Below are 16,416 nucleotides of genomic sequence, written 5' to 3' on the forward strand. Positions count from 1 at the left end.
ACGTATGAAAAACGCTCTCCCCTCGCAAAACATCTGGCAGGTGATCATGGCCTCGTCAGCAGGCACACTCATTKAATGGTACGATTTCTACATCTTTGGCAGTTTATCCGCTATCATTGCCGAAAAGTTCTTTCCTCCCAGCAATCCACAACTGGCGTATATCGCCACGCTGGCTACCTTTGCAGTGGGATTTATTGTACGCCCTTTTGGCGCCATCGTATTTGGACGCCTGGGAGATATGGTAGGCCGTAAATACACGTTTCTGCTCACCCTCCTCATTATGGGCGGATCTACCTTCGCTATTGGCCTTATTCCCAGCTACCATACCATCGGCATGTTAGCGCCCATACTGGTGCTCCTGCTCCGTCTGGCGCAAGGGCTGGCACTGGGTGGTGAATACGGTGGTGCGGCCACTTATGTGGCAGAACACTCGCCCGATAACAGGCGGGGTTATTACACCAGCTTCATTCAAACCACGGCTACGCTTGGGCTCTTTGTATCACTGGGCGTCATCCTGGTAACCCGCATGCTCATGTCGCCGGACGATTTTAATAACTACGGCTGGCGTATTCCTTTCCTGCTATCTGTATTACTGGTGATCATGTCGTATTATATACGGATACGCCTGCACGAATCCCCTTTGTTTGCGCAAATGAAAAAGGAAGGTAAAACCTCCAGCAATCCTATTAAGGAGAGCTTTGCCAACAAAGAAAACCTGAAACTGGTGGCCATCGCCTTATTTGGCGCCGCTATGGGTCAGGGCGTTGTTTGGTACACCGGTCAGTTCTATGCGTTGTCCTTCTTACAAAAAACAATGAACATAGAATTTGTGCAATCCAATGTGATCATTGCCATTGCACTGTTGTTAGGCACCCCGTTTTTTATTTATTTCGGATCACTATCCGATCGCATCGGGCGTAAAAAAATCATGCTCACCGGCATGCTGGTGGCGGCATTGGCTTACTTCCCCATTTATCGCGCCATGGACAACATCGGCAATGTGAAACTGAAAACGGAACAAACGGAACTGTTTAAAATTGAAAGTAATACCGCCAGGAATGACGCAGGAGAATTGATCACCAAAACTACCCGCGTTCACAGCTACTCCGATGGCAGCACCCTGAAAGAAACCGGCGATAAAAAAGAATTGACGGTGAGTAATTTCAATGTGGCCTGTCTGGTATTGCTCATCTTCATACAAGTTATTTTTGTGACTATGGTATACGCGCCTATCGCGGCTTTCCTGGTAGAACTGTTTCCTACCCGTATCCGGTACACGTCTATGTCGCTGCCTTACCATATCGGGAATGGCGTATTCGGGGGCTTATTGCCTACCATCTCCACCATTCTGGTCACCAATACCAACAACCACCTGGCTGGATTGATTTATCCGATTGGTATTGCGCTCATCTGTTTTGTAGTAGGGATCATTTATCTGAAAGATAAAAGAGGAATACCGTTGGGAGAAGCATAAGGCAGAAAGCAGAAAGCAAAAAGCTATTGTAGCGAATGATCATTGCGTATGTAATATTCGCAAAGATCATTCGCTACAATAGCTTTTTGCTTTCTGCTTTCTGCTTTCTGCTCAACGAAAATGTTCCAACAAATCATCCAGTTTCAACTCCGGATGTGCGCCCATCAATGCATTGACTCTGGCAGCATAGGTACGCATAAACTGCTGATGCTGGCTGCTTTCCCGGATAAAAGGCCGGTGTGCGGCCGCCCGGTTAATATCTGCAATCTGGTGCAATAATGCCTGACTATCTTCACTGATACAAGCTTTCACTACCCGTTCCCATACATAGTTGATGGCCAGTTCGTTGGGGTGTACGAGGTCTTCTTTATAAAAACGGTAATCGCGTAAATCATCTATCACCAGCTCATATGCCGGGAAATAAAATAAGCGGTTAAATTTATTAACAAGATGATGTACTGCCTGGAGCAGCACCGCCTTACTCAGATTGTTTTCCACTACTCCATCGCGGATATATCTTACCGGACTAACGGTAAAGAGTATATTCACTTTCTTATTGCGGAAAAACAGGCGGTGCATCACGTTATCGAGCGCAGTCACCACCTCATCTACCGTGAGCAACCGTTTGTAGAAATTGCCCGCAGGTACTTTATGGCAGTTGCCCACCATGCGGCTGTTTTCTTTCAACACATAAGCATGCGCAGACCCCAGCGTTAAAATGAGCCAGTCGGTGGTTTCGATCGACTTTACCGCGGCCGCCTGCATACCATTGATATTTTCCAAGGTAGCTTCCGGGGTAAGACCAGAAAAACGACTATGATGATCCCAGCTATGCCAGGTATCGTTATGTTGAAATAAATCAGCGGTGGTGTACACTTTGCCATCCAGGTAGCTGGTCAGGGCGTTGGTAATACTGAGTGGGTTATATAGAATACCATGTGGATTGATCAGGGTATTAAACCGGTGCTCCTGCAGCTTCTCTCCTATTTCTTCTGCAAAACAGGAACCCATTAGCAACAACTCCTGCTGGTACTGTATATCAGTAGACAGGGGGGCCACCGGAAAATTCAAATGAAATTGCATGTATGACAATTAATCTTTAAAAACGGCATCTGCCAGTCGCTCGGCATCCACAAAGGAATGCATCGACAAGTTCACTGGTTCTTTGTGTTTTGAGCAAAAAGCCAGCATGTTTTCCGTGGCCAGGTTGCCTACCAGTTCATCTTTGGCCATCGGACAACCGCCAATGCCTCTGATAGAGCTATCGAAGCGTTTACAGCCTTCTGCATAGGCAGCGGCTACCTTCTCTTCCCAGTTATAAGGAGCCGCGTGAAAATGTGCTCCAAACTCTACCTGCGGATAGGCTGGTATCAGGTGTTTAAACAACCCGGTAATAGTAGCAGGATCTGCTACGCCTACCGTATCAGCGAGGGAAATAATGCCGATATCCATCTTCACCAGTTCTGACACCCATTGTAATACAATTTCCGGGCTGTATGGGTCCCCATAAGGGTTGCCGAATCCCATGGAAATGTATACCACCAGTTCTTTCCGGTTTTTGATACAGAGCTCCTGCATGGAATGCACCTGCTCAATAGATTCCGCAATGGTTTTATTGGTATTCCTTAATTGAAAAGTTTCTGATACGGAGAAGGGATAGCCCAGGTAGCTGATTTCATCAAATACCACCGCTTCCTCTGCTCCCCGTAAATTGGCTACAATGGCCAGCAGCTTGCTATAAGTGCCGGATAAATCAAGCCGGGATATCACCTCTTTTGTATCTGCCATTTGAGGAATGGCTTTGGGAGATACAAAACTTCCAAAATCAATCGTATCAAAACCAACTTTTAATAAAGCGTTCAGGTACTCCACCTTCTCATCTGTGCTGATCATCCGGTGCCATCCCTGCATCGCATCGCGCGGGCATTCAATTAATTTTAGCATAACAAACCATTTGCGCGAAACCTGTCTTATCCAGGATTAAACTGATTAAACTGATTTTTACTTTTATGATTTTTAAAGAAAATAAAAAATCAGTTTAATCAGTTTAATCCCGGACAAGACAAAATCCGCTATACATTTACTGTTCTTTGTTTCAGTGCTTCATACAAGATAATGCCTGCCGCTACAGATACGTTAAATGATTCGAAATTACCGGCCATAGGTATGCGGAACAGTACATCGGAAGCCTTTATCAGCGCGGGGAATACGCCCTTGTCTTCCGATCCCATGATCACCGCTACTGGTTCTTTCAGATCGCAGTCGTACAGCTTAATCTCGGTTTCCATTTCACTCGCCATTACTTTGATACCGTTGAGATGCAGGGTATCAATGGCTTTATTCAGGCTATTTACACGGCAAACGGAAATTTTTTCCAGGGCGCCGGCAGAAGATTTCATCGCTTCTTCATTCAGGGCAGCAATACCTTTGTCCGGAATGATGATGGCTTGTGCACCACAACATACCGCACTACGGGCAATAGCGCCAATATTACGTACATCGGTAATCCCATCCAGGATCAGGAACAACGGCGTTTCGCCCCGGTCAATTACATGAGAAATCACATCCTGTAAATCCAGGTAGGTAACATTTCCTGCAATCCCCACCACTCCCTGGTGATTGGCCTGTGTCAGGGCATTCAGCTTTTCTACCGGTACATAATTCACCGGAATATTGTTGGTTTGCGCCAATTCCCTTATCTGTGGGATATTTTCGCCTGTGGCAGTGCGCAGCATATAGATGCGCTCTACAGACCTGCCGGAGTTCAAAGCCTCCAGCATAGGCTGCCGGCCAATAATCATAGACGATTGCTTCGGCCGCTGTGTTGCATATTTTTTAGGGCCACCGTGGCCATCTCTTCTTTCACCTTTGAAAGCGTTAAATTTCCTTTCCATGTGCTGCAAAGGTAACGGGTTTATTTATTTAATAAGCCCTCATAGCTCATGAGCTTCACTTTTTGTATAGCCGCTACAGATAAGGAATCCGTGATTTCAAAGTCTTTCACCATCTGGTAGGCTTCCTCAAAAGGTACTTTTTTTATATATAACTGCTCGGTTTCCTCTGGCTCCGCTTCCCGCTGTTCCAGCCCCCTGGCTAAAAACACCACCCCTTCCTCGTCAGATACGGAGTTAGAAAGATCTATCCGCGTAATCACTTCCCAATGCGCCGCTACTAACCCCGTTTCTTCCAGCAACTCCCTTTTAGCGCCCTCCAACGGATCTTCTCCATGTGGTCCACCCCCTTCCGGGATTTCCCAGCTAAAACGCTGCAATGGGAAACGGTACTGTCCTACCAGGTAGATGTTCATATCATCATCCAGCGCCACCACGCCTATTGCCAGGTTTTTAAAATGTACCACCCCGTAGATACCGGGACCTCCTGCAGGATTCAACACATCATGATGCCAAACGCTGATCCAGTTGTTATCGTATCTCGTTTCCCTGGAATGAATGGTCCAGGGGTTTTTCGTTGTATCCATGCTGTATAATTGCGAGGAAGGGAAAGACTGCCGGCCTTTCCCTTCCTCTTCTGATTATTTTTTAAAGCGACTTATAATAATAGAAAGAATTCGTATCCTTTATAAACCCTTCTCTTTCATAAAGCGCCTGCGCATTTGTATTGGCGATATAAGTTTGTAACATCAGCCAGGCGGCATCTGTTTTTTTACCGTGCGCAGCTGCCGCAGCTATCAGGGCTTTGCCTGCGCCCTTACCACGGTGTTCATCCAGTACATATAAATCGTTCAACAGCCAGCCCCGCTTCATGCCGATAGAAGTGAAGATGGGATATAATTGCGTGAAACCCACAATTTCATCTCCTTCCAATACCACAAATATTTCGCTGTCTTTTTTTGCGATTCTTTCTGTAATAAAATCAAGTGCACCTTTGAAATCCGGGGCCTGGTCATAGTAACTGCGGTAGGCATCAAACAAAACCGCCACTTCATTGAGGTGTAACTCCGTTGCCTTAATAACTTCCATAAAAATATTTTATTAAATGCCTCCTCAATGTAACGCATTTCCCTAAAAAAAGAAAAGATGCCCGTTCCGGTAAACACCGGGGTGAACATCTGACTATTAACTTCTACCTTAAAAAAATATAGCTATTACTATTTTGTAGTCATGGCAAGACTTTCCTTATTCTTACTAATGGCGTTATTCACGAGGTAAACGCCGCCAACCGTGATCAGCGAACAGATACCGGTTAACCAGGTGAGTTGTTCATGCAAAATCAGCCATCCCAGCAACACCGCTACTATCGGGTTGATGTACGCATAAATGGATACCTGCGCCGGCGGCAGATTATTCAACGCAAACACATAGGCGGAATAAGAAAATACGGAACCCACCAACACCAGGTACAGCAGGCTTTCCCACAGGTCTGTGGTAAAAGTGCTGATCTCAATACGCTGCCCCAGGAAAAACGTGGCCACCAGCAACATAATAACACCGCTGAAAAACATCTGAAAACCGGCGCCATACAGGTAGTTCACCCCCAGTGCCCATTTTGCGGTGAGCACAGATCCCAATGCCCAGAAAATACAAGACACAAAGGCGATGAGGATACCAAACTGGAAGTCCGGATTCATTAAACTCGACAGGTAATTATAAAAGATACCTGCCACTCCGCCGAAGCCGAGGATCATACCAATGATCAGCTGTAAACTAAGCCGGGTACGTTGTACCAGGAAATAGCTGGTAATGGTAATCCAGATGGGAATGGTAGCCGCAATGATGGCGCCTAATCCACTGGGAATATATTTCATGGCCCAGGTAAGTAAGCCATTGCCACCACAAAGCATGAGGGTACCAATGATAAACAGCTTCGACAACACCATTTTCTCGGGCAACTTATACCCGCGCAATAAGAAGAATCCGGTTAATAACAATCCGGCGGTCCCTTGTCTTATGCCTGCCAGCATCACGCCGTGCATGTGCCTCACCCCTACACTGGATGCCAGGTAGGTGGTTCCCCAAAAAATACTTACAATGGCAAGCGCGATGTAAGCATTTGTCCTTGATTTACGCATAAGTATATTTATTCACTATTGTTTCTGCCAGCGCACGCATCGTGTTATACACGAGGGTCACATCTTTTTCACTTGTTCTCCAGTTCACCAACGCCGCGCGAATGGCCTGCCGCCCATCGTAAGTGGTGGCCGTCATACATGCTACACCAGAGGCATTCAGGAGATCCAGGTATTCTTTTACGGCTGCTGCTTCATCTGCCGCAGCTACGTTCAGGGTAAAACAAACCACACAGAGTCTTACCGGCGACAACAATACAAAGTTCGCGTCTTCCTCCAGCAGACTCCCCAACTGTTGGGCGAGTGCAATATTGTTTTCCACCAGCCACCGATACCCTTCTTTACCGTAGGCCATCAATGTAAACCAGGCCGGTAAGGCACGTTGCCGCCGCGAGTTTTCGGGTACATAATTGATGAAATTAAATTGTGCCGAAGGATCACCCAGGTAAGCGGCGCCGGCATTCTGAAACACCATGGATTGCAACTGCGGATGCCGGCAAAAAATCATGGCCGCATCATAAGGTACATTCAACCATTTATGTGCATCAATGGTGATACTATCTGCCTGCTCCCAGCCATTCAGCAAGTGCTTCCACTCATCGCTGCAGGCGGCAAAGCCACCGAAGGCGGCGTCTACATGCAGCCAGAAGTTATATTTATCCCGCAGCTTCACCAATGCGGCGATATCATCAAAGTCAACGGTATTCACCGTGCCGGCATTAGCTACATAAATAAAAGGACCTTTGTTTTCCTGCAGATACGTTTCCAATGCGGCGATGTCCACACTTTCCCGGCATTCGGGAACGGCTATACGAACCAGGTTATTCCGGCCCATGCCCAGCATAGACATGGCTTTGCTGATACTGGAGTGCGGCGTGCCGGACAATACTTTGATGCTCCCCAATGCTCCCAGGCCGTCTGCGGCAACGTCTACCCCCAGCTGTTGTCCCAGCCATTGCCGGGCTACTCCCAATCCGGTAAAGTTCGACATGGTAGCTCCTGTCGTAAAGCAGCCCAGGAATACGTCAGGTAACCCAAATAATTCTTTTAGTAAAGCGATGGTTTCCGTTTCCACATAAAAAGCGGCGGAACTTTTATCTGATGAATTCAAATCCATGGCAGCCGTGAGCCAGTCGCCCATCAATGAAGCAGGTGTAACCCCACCGGTCACAAAGCCCCAGTAGCGCGGCCCTGCGGCTGCAGTGATACTGTTGCCGTACTGTTGCCGGAACACTTCCAGGGTAGCAGCGCCTCCTAATCCCTTGCCGGGCAAGGACAAACGATTGCTGATGGTCACCTCTTTATCGGCGGCCAGCTTATCGATAGAAGACAAAAATTTGCTGCTGAAATCTTTGGTTAACTGTAAAAGCTGATCTGTATGTTTCAGATCATCCTGCAATTTCAAATCCATGGTTACGCGACGTTGATATGTGATCGGTTGTAATTCAGGATCAAAATTGAGACAATTATCAATGCCAAAACAGATGCAGTTTTGTAAATTTGGAGGATATCAGATGCGGAGGAGCGGAAAGCAAAAAGCAGAAAGCAAAAAGCGATTATAGCGAGTGCTTAAAGCGTATTATCATCCGCGACAATAGCTTTTTGCTTTCTGCTTTTTGCTTTCTGCTTATTCAAAGCAACCCTGTAAACAAATCCATCCGCTCATGCTCTATCAGCCAGCGTTTGCGCCATATGCCGCCGGCATAACCTGTGAGTGTTCCATTGGCGCCAATCACCCGGTGACAGGGCACAATAATGGCGAGCTGGTTTTTACCATTGGTAGTACCTACTGCACGAATACTTTTAGGATTGTGAATACGACGGGCCAGTTGCTGATAAGAAATGGTTTGTCCGAATGGAATGGCTAACAGCTGTTGCCACACGGATTGCTGGAAGTCGGTGCCGTCCTGGAAAAGTGGTAAATCAAACACTTTTCGCTCACCGGCGAAATATTCGTACAACTGCTGTGCACAATCAAGCAGCAGCGCAGGGGCCTGCGGGAAATCCACCGCAGGTTCTTCCGTAAAAGATACGGCGTTGATATGTTTAGTAGTGCCGCTAATCAACAGCGGCCCAACGGGAGTGTCTATACGTAAATGATATAATTCTTCTTCCATGCTGATAGTCTATTGGGGTAATAAGGACCTCCACAAATAAAAAGTGGCATATGCCGCATGTTCCTTCCAGGGCCGGGTGTATTCCTTTAAGGCGGTCATGGAAGGTTTACTTTCCAAATTTAATCTATTTTTTATAGCATTCTGCAAACCAACATCTTCCAACAGTACAGATTGTGGAAAACGCCGGTATTTCATCAGCGCATAATTGGCCGACCAGTTACCAATTCCTTTGATAGACACCAGTCGCTCCAAGGCTGCTTCATAACTCATCGCATCTAAAATAGCTTCGCTCAGATAACCGTTGACCATCTGCCGGGCTGTTTCCACCAGATATTTTGCTTTGCTACGGGAAAACTGCATGGGGGCTAATACTTCCGGCTCCAACGCCGCAATAACGGCTGGCTGCGGGTACAGATAAAAGTCGGTGTCATTTACCACTGCATGATAGCCAAAATGAGTAATAAAGCGCTGACGCAGTGTATACGCAAAAGCCAGGTTAATTTGCTGGCCAATAATAGGCCAGGTAATGGCTTCAAACAAATCGGGCATACCGATGAGTCGCAGGCCATGATATTCCTGCGCAAGTCCTTTCAATAATGGATCTGTAGCTGTGTAATCATAGAAAGGCTGCAAACTGGCATCCAGATGCAACCAATGGGTAATAAATTGTTTAATCGGTTCTTCGGCTACGGCTTCGTCTACCGGCGCCAGCACCGTTACTTCGAGGTATTCCGGCTTGGCCGCAGGTGCTATTTCCACTACCACCGGGGTACCTTCTGATAATAACATCCGTTGCACTTTTCCCTGTTGTATATAGTGCAAACATTCTCTATCCGATCTTCCCAGGAACCGCAAACATTCTTCGAAAGAAAAATGTTGCGGTTCATGAATGGGAATCCATATTTTTTGCAAAGCCATACGCAAAGTTACGCAACGCCCGCTTGCGATAACTGCGATTTCTTGCTGTTTTTTTATTATCCCAGTGGTTGGCTCCGGGAAGTGACTGCTACCCGGTTCCAGGCATTAATCACCACAATAGCCAGGGTGATTTGCGCTACTTCCTGTGGCGTAAATACCGCCAGGGCTGCATTGTACACATCATCTGGTACATGTGTGGAGCTTACCAGGGTAACCGCTTCTGTGAGCGCCAGTGCTGCACGTTCTTTGTCGGTGTAGTAAGGCGCTTCATGCCATGCATTCAGCCCATAGATACGTTGTTCGGTTTCCCCCATTTTACGGGCATCTTTGGTGTGCATATTTAAACAAAAAGCACAGCCATTGATCTGAGAAGCCCTGATTTTAACCAGCTCAGACAACGTTTTATCCAGGCCCATTCCATTCGTAAATTCCTGTAATGCCAGTAAGGCATTCAATGAACCTGGTACCAGTTTATAAATGTCCATTCTTGCTTCCATAATTGTATTTTTTTAGTTTAAAATATTGTTGTTAATGATTTTAGTAGAAGAATTGTTCACGGATAATTTTACCTTCTTTTAAATGATAGATACATAACTCATTTCTCGTTCGCCGTCCCAGCCCCTTTATCGTTACATCCATCAGCAGCTGTATGGCAAAGTAATCGTCGGCCACAATGGGATCGGATATTTCGAGCAGGTGCCGCTCCTCAATATTATCCAGAAACAGGCGCTCCTTAGCCATGATGGCAGGCAGTCCTGTGGCAATGCGGCCATCTGGCTCTACGTTTACGGCGTCTTCATGGAAAAGGGCGGCCTGTGCTTCCGGGAATTTCCACTCGCGGCATAGTTGTACTAAGGTGTGCGCCACTTGTTTTACGACTGTCATACTAGTGATTTGTGGATACAAAATAACAGCAAATACCACCACCAAAACAGATACAGAATAACGAATATTAAAGCATAACAGATTATCTTTGGTGAGATGAAAAAAAATAACGGGTTTCTATATCTGCAATTAGCGGAAAAAATCCAGCAAATGATTGGTGGTGGCTCGTATGCAGTGGGCGACAAGCTTCCGTCCGTGCGTACCCTGCATCTGGAGCATGGCATCAGTATCAGCACGGCATTACAGGTATACACCCATCTCGAAAAAACAGGTTGGGTAGAAGCGAGGGAAAAGTCGGGTTACTTTGTACGGTACTCACATAACCTCCGGCCTGCATTACCACCGGTATCTAATCCACTGCCAACGGCCTGCCAGGTGCAGGTCAATGAAAAACTGGCGATGTTCAACAAAACCAGCAGATCACAAAAAACTATTTCGCTGATAGGCGCTTCGCCGGAAACTTCCCTGCTGCCATCTGCCAAATTAAAGAGAGCCTTACAACTCTGTGCCCGTGAGCTGGATACTTCGTATATCCCTTATGGTGATATTTCCGGGTATGAACCTTTTCGCCGGCATATTGCCAAACATTGCCTCAACTGGGGACGGGCGGTATTGCCAAATGAAATTATTGTCACCAACGGCGCCATAGAAGCCGCGGTACTTTGTCTCCGCGCCGTAGCCAAAGCCGGCGACACGATCGCTATTGAATCGCCCACTTTTTTTGGATTGTTGCTGGGCATCGAAAGCTTAGGTATGAAAGCGCTGGAAATCCCTACTGATCCGGTAACAGGTATTAGTCTTGATGCACTCGAAGCCGCCTTCAAACAAAAGAAAGTACAGGCCTGCCTGTTCGTGACCAATTATAACAATCCCCTGGGTAGCTGCATGCCCGATAATCGCAAAGAGCAGCTGGCAAAGCTACTGGCGCAATACCAGGTGCCGCTGATAGAAGATGATGTATATGGCGATCTGCATTTTGCGCCGGAGCGTCCCCGCACGGTGAAATCCTATGATGAAGAAGGACTGGTCATGTATTGTTCCTCCTGGTCTAAATCCATTGCCGCGGGCCTTCGCATCGGCTGGGTAATTGGAGGCCGCTATCATGAAAGAATTGCGCAGCTGAAATTCATGACTTCTGCGGCGACGGGCATGTTGCCACAGCTGGTGCTCACCAAATTCCTGGACCAGCAACGACTGGATTTACATTTGAAATACCTACGGCAACAGCTCAGCCAGCAAACGATGCAGATGACGAGAGCGATACAGGAATATTTTCCGGCGGATACGCAGCTGACACGCCCTAATGGCGGCATCAGCTTATGGGTGGTGCTGCCGCAGCAGGTAAATACCTGGCGACTGCATGAAGCCGCCGTAGCGCAAGGCATTACGTTTACACCGGGCTCGCTGTTTTCCAGCCAGGACCGCTATCATAACTGTATCCGGCTTACTAATGCCAATCCCTGGGATGAAGACCAGGAATGGGCCGTGCAAACGCTCGGACGGCTAAGTAGTCAACAATTAAAATGATATCTCCCGAAAAAATAAAAATAAAACAGATGGCAAAATTGTAAATTTGACCAGATCAGATTTGCATTGCCATGATAAAAACCGCCGACCACCTGTATCTGCAGGTAGCTGATAACATAGAACAGCTGATAGAAAAAGATGTCATGAAAATCGGGGAAAAACTCCCGTCTGTGCGCATGCTCAGCAAGCAACAAGGGATCAGTTTAACCACTGCTTTCCAGGCTTATTATCACCTTGAATCAAAAGGATTAATTGAATCCAGGCCTAAGTCGGGCTACTATATCCGGTTTACGTCCAAACGTATGCCGGCCATGCCCTCTACCTGTGCGCCGGTAAAGAAAGCCAGTGAAGCTACGGTCAGCGATATGGTGATGGAAGTATTTAGCCAGATCCGCAACCCTAATTTTTTGAATTTCTCAGTAGCCACTCCGCCGCCGGAAGTATTGCCTGCGGCTAAAATGGCGAAGGCCGTCGTACATGCGTTGCGTACGCTGCCTAACAATGGTATTGGCTACGAGCCACTGCCGGGMAATGAGCTGCTGCGCGGACAGATAGCGCGGATGTCGCTCAGCTGGGGCAGCGCCTACACTGCAGATGATGTGGTGACGACCAGTGGCTGCATGGATGCGCTCACACTGTGCCTCACAGCTATCACACAACCAGGCGATACTATTGCGATTGAAAGTCCGGCTTATTATGGATCTATGCAGCTGGCGGAAAGTTTGGGATTAAGGGTGCTGGAAGTGCCTACTCATCCGGTATCCGGCGTAGACCTGGCCTACCTCGACAAAGCTATTCCCCGTCATAAAATCAAGGCCTGTCTTTTTGTGACTAATTACAATAACCCGCTGGGGTCTTGTATGCCGGATAAAAATAAAAAGGAGCTGGTAGACATGATGGTGAAGTATGATATAGCGCTGATAGAAGATGATATTTACGGCGATCTGTACTTCTCCAAACAACGCCCGGTCAACTGCAAAACCTTTGATAAATACGGGCATGTGCTGCTCTGCAATTCTTTTTCAAAATCGCTGGCGCCGGGCTATCGTGTTGGCTGGACGATGCCGGGCAAATACAAGGAAAAAGTGCTGATGATGAAACAGAATCACTCTATCGCGTGCGCATCGCTACCACAGGCGGCGGTAGGGCATTTTCTGGAAATTGGCCGTTACGAATTCCATTTACGGAATCTGCGAAAAATGCTGCATACACAGTGTTTACGGTATTCGCAGGCGATCAGCGAATACTTCCCGGAAGGCACCCGCATTTCGCGGCCACAGGGTGGCTGTGTGCTGTGGGTAGAGCTGGATGAATCCATCAATACATTTGAATTATTCCAACAGGCCCTCAAACACAGGATCAGCTTCTGTCCCGGCAGAATTTTTTCCCTGCAGAACAAATACAACAACTGTATGCGTATCAGTTTCGGTAACCCGTGGAATAAGCAGGTAGATGATGGATTGAAGACATTAGGTAAACTGATTAAAAAAATGAGTGCATAAAAAAGATAAAGACCGGAATAAGACTATTCCGGCCCTTTTAACTTACAACTTATTATATTTTGCACACTATTACAAGTTGCAGTCAGATGCTTGTATAGCAAGCAGCATCTGACTTGCAACCAATGGGATTAACATCCAAACAACCGTTAACTGTAATCAACAAAGAAAATCTTTTTGATGTCCCTGCTGCTGGTGCAGCATTTGCACAATGCTGCACACCGCAATGCCCAGGATCATTTATTAAGCGATCAACGGGTGTACCATCAGGCCACCGTCTACATTATATTCCGCACCTGTAATAAAGGACGCTTCGTCTGAAGCGAGGAAAGTGACCATGTTCGCAATATCTTCCGCCTTTCCTAATCTGCCTATAGGTGTGATGTTGCCGAGGTGTGTTTTGAAAACATCCGGCAGGCCTACCTTTTCCAGTAAGGGAGTATCAATGATACCCGGATTCACTACATTCACGCGTATTTTACGGCTGGATAGTTCTCTTGACAAGGTTCTGCCCAGGGAGTTCAATGCGGCTTTGCTGGCCGACAACGCCGAGGCGTTAACAGAACCTGAATAAGCATTCAGGGCCGACAGCAACGTAATAGAACCGCCGTCATTCAGGAGTGGTAATAATGCCTGTATGGTGAAAAAGGCGCCTTTGAAATTAACATTCATTAATTCATCGTATAAGTCTGGTGTAACCGTTTCAAACGGTGCCAGTTTCGCCACACCTGCATTTATAAACAAGGCATCAATCTTTCCAAATCTTCCCTGTACATATTCCGCTAACCGCTTTGCATCGCCTAAATCCRCCTGATCTGCTTTAAAACCTTCTGCAGGATGTCCGAGTGAGCGAACAGCTTCCTGTATCGCCGTCGGATTACGACCTGTTATCAATACCTTTGCGCCCTTTGCTAAAAATGATTGAGCGGTTGCGTAACCTATGCCGCTGTTACCTCCTGTGATAACAACGATTTTATCTTTTAATGATGACATGAATAATTGATTTGAGAAATTAGGCGATTAATGGGTGTACTGTCAGACCACCGTCTACATTGTATTCGGCGCCGGTGATAAAAGAGGCATCATCTGAAGCAAGGAAGGATACCAGTTTAGCTACTTCCTCCGGCTGTCCGATTCTGCCCAGCGGTATCTTCGTTGCCAGCATATCATGATTCAGGGCTTCTTTGGGTACACCCGCCTTTTCAAGAATAGGCGTATCAATAGGTCCCGGATTCACGATGTTCACTCTGATTTTTCTACCTGCCAGTTCTCTGGATAAAGTACGACCCAGTGAGTTCAAGCCGGCTTTGCTGGCGCTGTATACTACTGATCCTGGCATACCGGCGTATGCGTTAACAGAGGATAACAGGATAATAGTACCACCATCATTCAATAAGGGGAGTAAGTGCTGGACCGTGAAAAATGCGCCTTTCAGATTGGTGTCCATCATACTGTCGAATAATTCTTCCGTTACGTCGGCAAAGTTCCCAAATTTGCCGCCACCTGCATTTACAAACAGGATATCTATCTTTCCATAACGGTCACGCACATACTCCGCTAATTTTGCTGCGTCTTCTACCTTTCCCTGGTCTGCAATAAAACTATCAATTCCGTTGCCAAGTGCATCCACTGCCTGCTGTACGGCATCTGGTCTGCGTCCTGTGATTAATACCTTTGCGCCCTTCTCCAGAAAATCTGCTGCTGTTGCATATCCTATGCCGCTGTTACCGCCCGTGATAATAGCAGTCTTATTTTGTAACTGTGCCATCCTATTGATTTATTTAAGTTTATCAATGTAATAGTTTCAAAAAAAAGAGAATTTTCTTCTCTTTATACAAATTGATTCAAAAACTTCAATGTATTAATCTATAAAAAAAGCTGTTGGTAAACCCGCCCGGTAGTCCCTCAGCTTAATTGTAAAAAGAACATCGACAGTTGCTTCATCATCTCTTTATTGAGCGTTAACTCCACAATTCTGCCATTTTTTGAAGAATTCAGCACACCACTATCCACCAGGATCTTCACGTGATGCGACACCGTAGGTTGCGATAAACACGTAAACTCACATACATCACCACAAATCAGCTTGCCCTTCTTAACAACTTCCATTATAATAGATAATCGATGTTTGTCGGCGATGGCATTTGCTGCTTTTTCTATAACTGCTAAATCCATGCAACAAAAGTAAAACATTTTTCCAAATATCGAAATATTTCAATGGATTTTTTTTGACCTGATTTTTGCTTTTTCTTCACAATACAGTTAATAGCCGCCATGGAAGGGACATACAGCAGACCAGCAGCCACTAAAAAAATAAGTCGCCCCCCGGCGCTGAGGGATTTTGTCCCCTTTTCCGGCCACTGCTTAATAGTTGCACCCGGTATATTTTTACCTTATCTTGCGATTACCTGTGCCGGACCACCCGCAACAGGGCTATCAAAATATGCCAAACAACTATTGCTATGAAAACCATGAAAAAGCACCTCTTATTACCTGTAGCACTATTTACGCTTGCCGCCTGCCATGAGAGTAAAGTCGCCGAAGAACAAACCGCTACCGCCGCTGCACCGCCATCATCATCCGACGTACCAGCTGGTGCTGAAAGAATTTCACAACCTTGCGCCGTATTATATGCTCCTGACAGCATCCAACTTGAAAAGTTAAAGAAAGAAAATGGAGAAGAAGCCTTCTACACCATGGCGGATGATAACCAGAACTACATGGCAGATGCCCGTATCTTTCTGGAAGGGAAAGGCATAAAGGTGATGGCTCCCAATGGAGGAAAACTTCATTTCGAATCCAAATCAGGACACGCCACCACCCTCGATTTAAATGATCCTAAATACAATTGGGAAGCCTGGCTCTATGATGGCAATAAAGTGAATAAAATTGATCTGACAGATATTGAGAATGAGTATCTCAAGTATATGAAGAAATAGCCGAAAGCAGAAAGCAAAAAGCTATTAAAGC

Annotated in this window: 18 protein-coding genes; 4 read left to right on the top strand and 14 right to left on the bottom strand. The window is 46.5% G+C overall.

The window, feature by feature from the left end; all coding sequences use genetic code 11:
- Positions 1 to 4 precede the first annotated feature (4 nt).
- The gene (locus AC1DFM_RS23310) at positions 5 to 1,474 is read left to right on the top strand and encodes an MFS transporter (protein ID WP_477079166.1); all 1,470 of its coding nucleotides are present in this window, start codon (positions 5 to 7) and stop codon (positions 1,472 to 1,474) included.
- Positions 1,475 to 1,585: 111 nt separating this feature from the next.
- Here AC1DFM_RS23310 and AC1DFM_RS23315 read toward each other — a convergent pair whose 3' ends face one another.
- The 11 genes from AC1DFM_RS23315 to AC1DFM_RS23365 all read right to left on the bottom strand — a co-directional run bounded on the left by AC1DFM_RS23315 (position 1,586) and on the right by AC1DFM_RS23365 (position 10,420).
- The gene (locus AC1DFM_RS23315) at positions 1,586 to 2,557 is read right to left on the bottom strand and encodes a GSCFA domain-containing protein (RefSeq protein WP_477079167.1); all 972 of its coding nucleotides are present in this window, start codon (positions 2,555 to 2,557) and stop codon (positions 1,586 to 1,588) included.
- A 9-nt stretch (positions 2,558 to 2,566) separates the two neighbouring features.
- Positions 2,567 to 3,418 carry a hydroxymethylglutaryl-CoA lyase gene (locus AC1DFM_RS23320; protein ID WP_477079168.1) on the bottom strand — a complete coding sequence of 284 codons (852 nt, stop codon included), beginning with the start codon at positions 3,416 to 3,418 and terminating at the stop codon, positions 2,567 to 2,569.
- 128 nt (positions 3,419 to 3,546) lie between these two features.
- Positions 3,547 to 4,368, bottom strand: a complete 822-nt coding sequence (gene rlmB, locus AC1DFM_RS23325) for a 23S rRNA (guanosine(2251)-2'-O)-methyltransferase RlmB (RefSeq protein WP_477079169.1) — start codon at positions 4,366 to 4,368, stop codon at positions 3,547 to 3,549.
- Between the two features lie 20 nt (positions 4,369 to 4,388).
- A complete protein-coding gene (locus tag AC1DFM_RS23330) occupies positions 4,389 to 4,952 on the bottom strand; it encodes an NUDIX domain-containing protein (protein ID WP_477079170.1) in 564 nt (187 codons plus the stop codon).
- Positions 4,953 to 5,013: 61 nt separating this feature from the next.
- A complete protein-coding gene (locus AC1DFM_RS23335; protein WP_477079171.1) occupies positions 5,014 to 5,454 on the bottom strand; it encodes an N-acetyltransferase family protein in 441 nt (146 codons plus the stop codon).
- 128 nt (positions 5,455 to 5,582) lie between these two features.
- Positions 5,583 to 6,503 (bottom strand): DMT family transporter, encoded by a 921-nt coding sequence (locus AC1DFM_RS23340; protein WP_477079172.1) that lies wholly within the window; start codon positions 6,501 to 6,503, stop codon positions 5,583 to 5,585.
- The gene (locus AC1DFM_RS23345; protein WP_477079173.1) at positions 6,496 to 7,911 is read right to left on the bottom strand and encodes a pyridoxal phosphate-dependent decarboxylase family protein; all 1,416 of its coding nucleotides are present in this window, start codon (positions 7,909 to 7,911) and stop codon (positions 6,496 to 6,498) included. The genes AC1DFM_RS23340 and AC1DFM_RS23345 overlap by 8 nt, the downstream gene beginning before the upstream one ends.
- A gap of 220 nt (positions 7,912 to 8,131) precedes the next feature.
- Positions 8,132 to 8,617 carry a methylated-DNA--[protein]-cysteine S-methyltransferase gene (locus AC1DFM_RS23350; protein WP_477079174.1) on the bottom strand — a complete coding sequence of 162 codons (486 nt, stop codon included), beginning with the start codon at positions 8,615 to 8,617 and terminating at the stop codon, positions 8,132 to 8,134.
- 9 nt (positions 8,618 to 8,626) lie between these two features.
- A complete protein-coding gene (locus tag AC1DFM_RS23355) occupies positions 8,627 to 9,535 on the bottom strand; it encodes a DNA-3-methyladenine glycosylase family protein (RefSeq protein ID WP_477079175.1) in 909 nt (302 codons plus the stop codon).
- A 56-nt stretch (positions 9,536 to 9,591) separates the two neighbouring features.
- Positions 9,592 to 10,032, bottom strand: a complete 441-nt coding sequence (locus AC1DFM_RS23360; RefSeq protein WP_477079176.1) for a carboxymuconolactone decarboxylase family protein — start codon at positions 10,030 to 10,032, stop codon at positions 9,592 to 9,594.
- Between the two features lie 40 nt (positions 10,033 to 10,072).
- Complete coding sequence (locus AC1DFM_RS23365; protein WP_477079177.1) at positions 10,073 to 10,420, bottom strand: SnoaL-like domain-containing protein; 348 nt, start codon at positions 10,418 to 10,420, stop codon at positions 10,073 to 10,075.
- A 96-nt stretch (positions 10,421 to 10,516) separates the two neighbouring features.
- Here AC1DFM_RS23365 and AC1DFM_RS23370 point away from each other — a divergent pair, with 96 nt between their 5' ends.
- Both AC1DFM_RS23370 and AC1DFM_RS23375 read left to right on the top strand, forming a co-directional pair.
- A complete protein-coding gene (locus tag AC1DFM_RS23370) occupies positions 10,517 to 11,947 on the top strand; it encodes an aminotransferase-like domain-containing protein (RefSeq protein WP_477079178.1) in 1,431 nt (476 codons plus the stop codon).
- Positions 11,948 to 12,018: 71 nt separating this feature from the next.
- Complete coding sequence (locus tag AC1DFM_RS23375; protein WP_477079179.1) at positions 12,019 to 13,449, top strand: aminotransferase-like domain-containing protein; 1,431 nt, start codon at positions 12,019 to 12,021, stop codon at positions 13,447 to 13,449.
- A gap of 240 nt (positions 13,450 to 13,689) precedes the next feature.
- Here AC1DFM_RS23375 and AC1DFM_RS23380 read toward each other — a convergent pair whose 3' ends face one another.
- The 3 genes from AC1DFM_RS23380 to AC1DFM_RS23390 all read right to left on the bottom strand — a co-directional run bounded on the left by AC1DFM_RS23380 (position 13,690) and on the right by AC1DFM_RS23390 (position 15,621).
- Positions 13,690 to 14,439, bottom strand: a complete 750-nt coding sequence (locus tag AC1DFM_RS23380) for an SDR family oxidoreductase (RefSeq protein ID WP_477079180.1) — start codon at positions 14,437 to 14,439, stop codon at positions 13,690 to 13,692.
- A gap of 19 nt (positions 14,440 to 14,458) precedes the next feature.
- Entirely contained in the window at positions 14,459 to 15,214 is a 756-nt protein-coding gene (locus AC1DFM_RS23385; protein WP_477079181.1) for a glucose 1-dehydrogenase, read from the bottom strand.
- 137 nt (positions 15,215 to 15,351) lie between these two features.
- Positions 15,352 to 15,621, bottom strand: a complete 270-nt coding sequence (locus AC1DFM_RS23390; RefSeq protein WP_145673940.1) for an ArsR/SmtB family transcription factor — start codon at positions 15,619 to 15,621, stop codon at positions 15,352 to 15,354.
- Positions 15,622 to 15,908: 287 nt separating this feature from the next.
- On the opposite strand from AC1DFM_RS23390, the gene AC1DFM_RS23395 reads away from it, so the two are divergent.
- Positions 15,909 to 16,385, top strand: a complete 477-nt coding sequence (locus tag AC1DFM_RS23395) for a hypothetical protein (RefSeq protein ID WP_477079182.1) — start codon at positions 15,909 to 15,911, stop codon at positions 16,383 to 16,385.
- Positions 16,386 to 16,416: the final 31 nt, after the last annotated feature.

The organism is Chitinophaga sp. 05T412 (assembly GCF_056396465.1).

Excerpts from the sequence above, each read along its gene's own strand:
- AC1DFM_RS23350 (WP_477079174.1), bottom strand. The coding sequence starts at position 8,617 with ATGGAAGAAGAATTATATCATTTACGTATAGACACTCCCGTTGGGCCG.
- AC1DFM_RS23385 (WP_477079181.1), bottom strand. The coding sequence starts at position 15,214 with ATGGCACAGTTACAAAATAAGACTGCTATTATCACGGGCGGTAACAGC.
- AC1DFM_RS23370 (WP_477079178.1), top strand. The coding sequence starts at position 10,517 with ATGAAAAAAAATAACGGGTTTCTATATCTGCAATTAGCGGAAAAAATC.
- AC1DFM_RS23365 (WP_477079177.1), bottom strand. The coding sequence starts at position 10,420 with ATGACAGTCGTAAAACAAGTGGCGCACACCTTAGTACAACTATGCCGC.
- AC1DFM_RS23335 (WP_477079171.1), bottom strand. The coding sequence starts at position 5,454 with ATGGAAGTTATTAAGGCAACGGAGTTACACCTCAATGAAGTGGCGGTT.
- AC1DFM_RS23345 (WP_477079173.1), bottom strand. The coding sequence starts at position 7,911 with ATGGATTTGAAATTGCAGGATGATCTGAAACATACAGATCAGCTTTTA.
- AC1DFM_RS23390 (WP_145673940.1), bottom strand. The coding sequence starts at position 15,621 with ATGGATTTAGCAGTTATAGAAAAAGCAGCAAATGCCATCGCCGACAAA.
- AC1DFM_RS23360 (WP_477079176.1), bottom strand. The coding sequence starts at position 10,032 with ATGGAAGCAAGAATGGACATTTATAAACTGGTACCAGGTTCATTGAAT.
- AC1DFM_RS23340 (WP_477079172.1), bottom strand. The coding sequence starts at position 6,503 with ATGCGTAAATCAAGGACAAATGCTTACATCGCGCTTGCCATTGTAAGT.
- rlmB (WP_477079169.1), bottom strand. The coding sequence starts at position 4,368 with ATGGAAAGGAAATTTAACGCTTTCAAAGGTGAAAGAAGAGATGGCCAC.
- AC1DFM_RS23355 (WP_477079175.1), bottom strand. The coding sequence starts at position 9,535 with ATGGCTTTGCAAAAAATATGGATTCCCATTCATGAACCGCAACATTTT.
- AC1DFM_RS23395 (WP_477079182.1), top strand. The coding sequence starts at position 15,909 with ATGAAAACCATGAAAAAGCACCTCTTATTACCTGTAGCACTATTTACG.
- AC1DFM_RS23315 (WP_477079167.1), bottom strand. The coding sequence starts at position 2,557 with ATGCAATTTCATTTGAATTTTCCGGTGGCCCCCCTGTCTACTGATATA.
- AC1DFM_RS23320 (WP_477079168.1), bottom strand. The coding sequence starts at position 3,418 with ATGCTAAAATTAATTGAATGCCCGCGCGATGCGATGCAGGGATGGCAC.
- AC1DFM_RS23330 (WP_477079170.1), bottom strand. The coding sequence starts at position 4,952 with ATGGATACAACGAAAAACCCCTGGACCATTCATTCCAGGGAAACGAGA.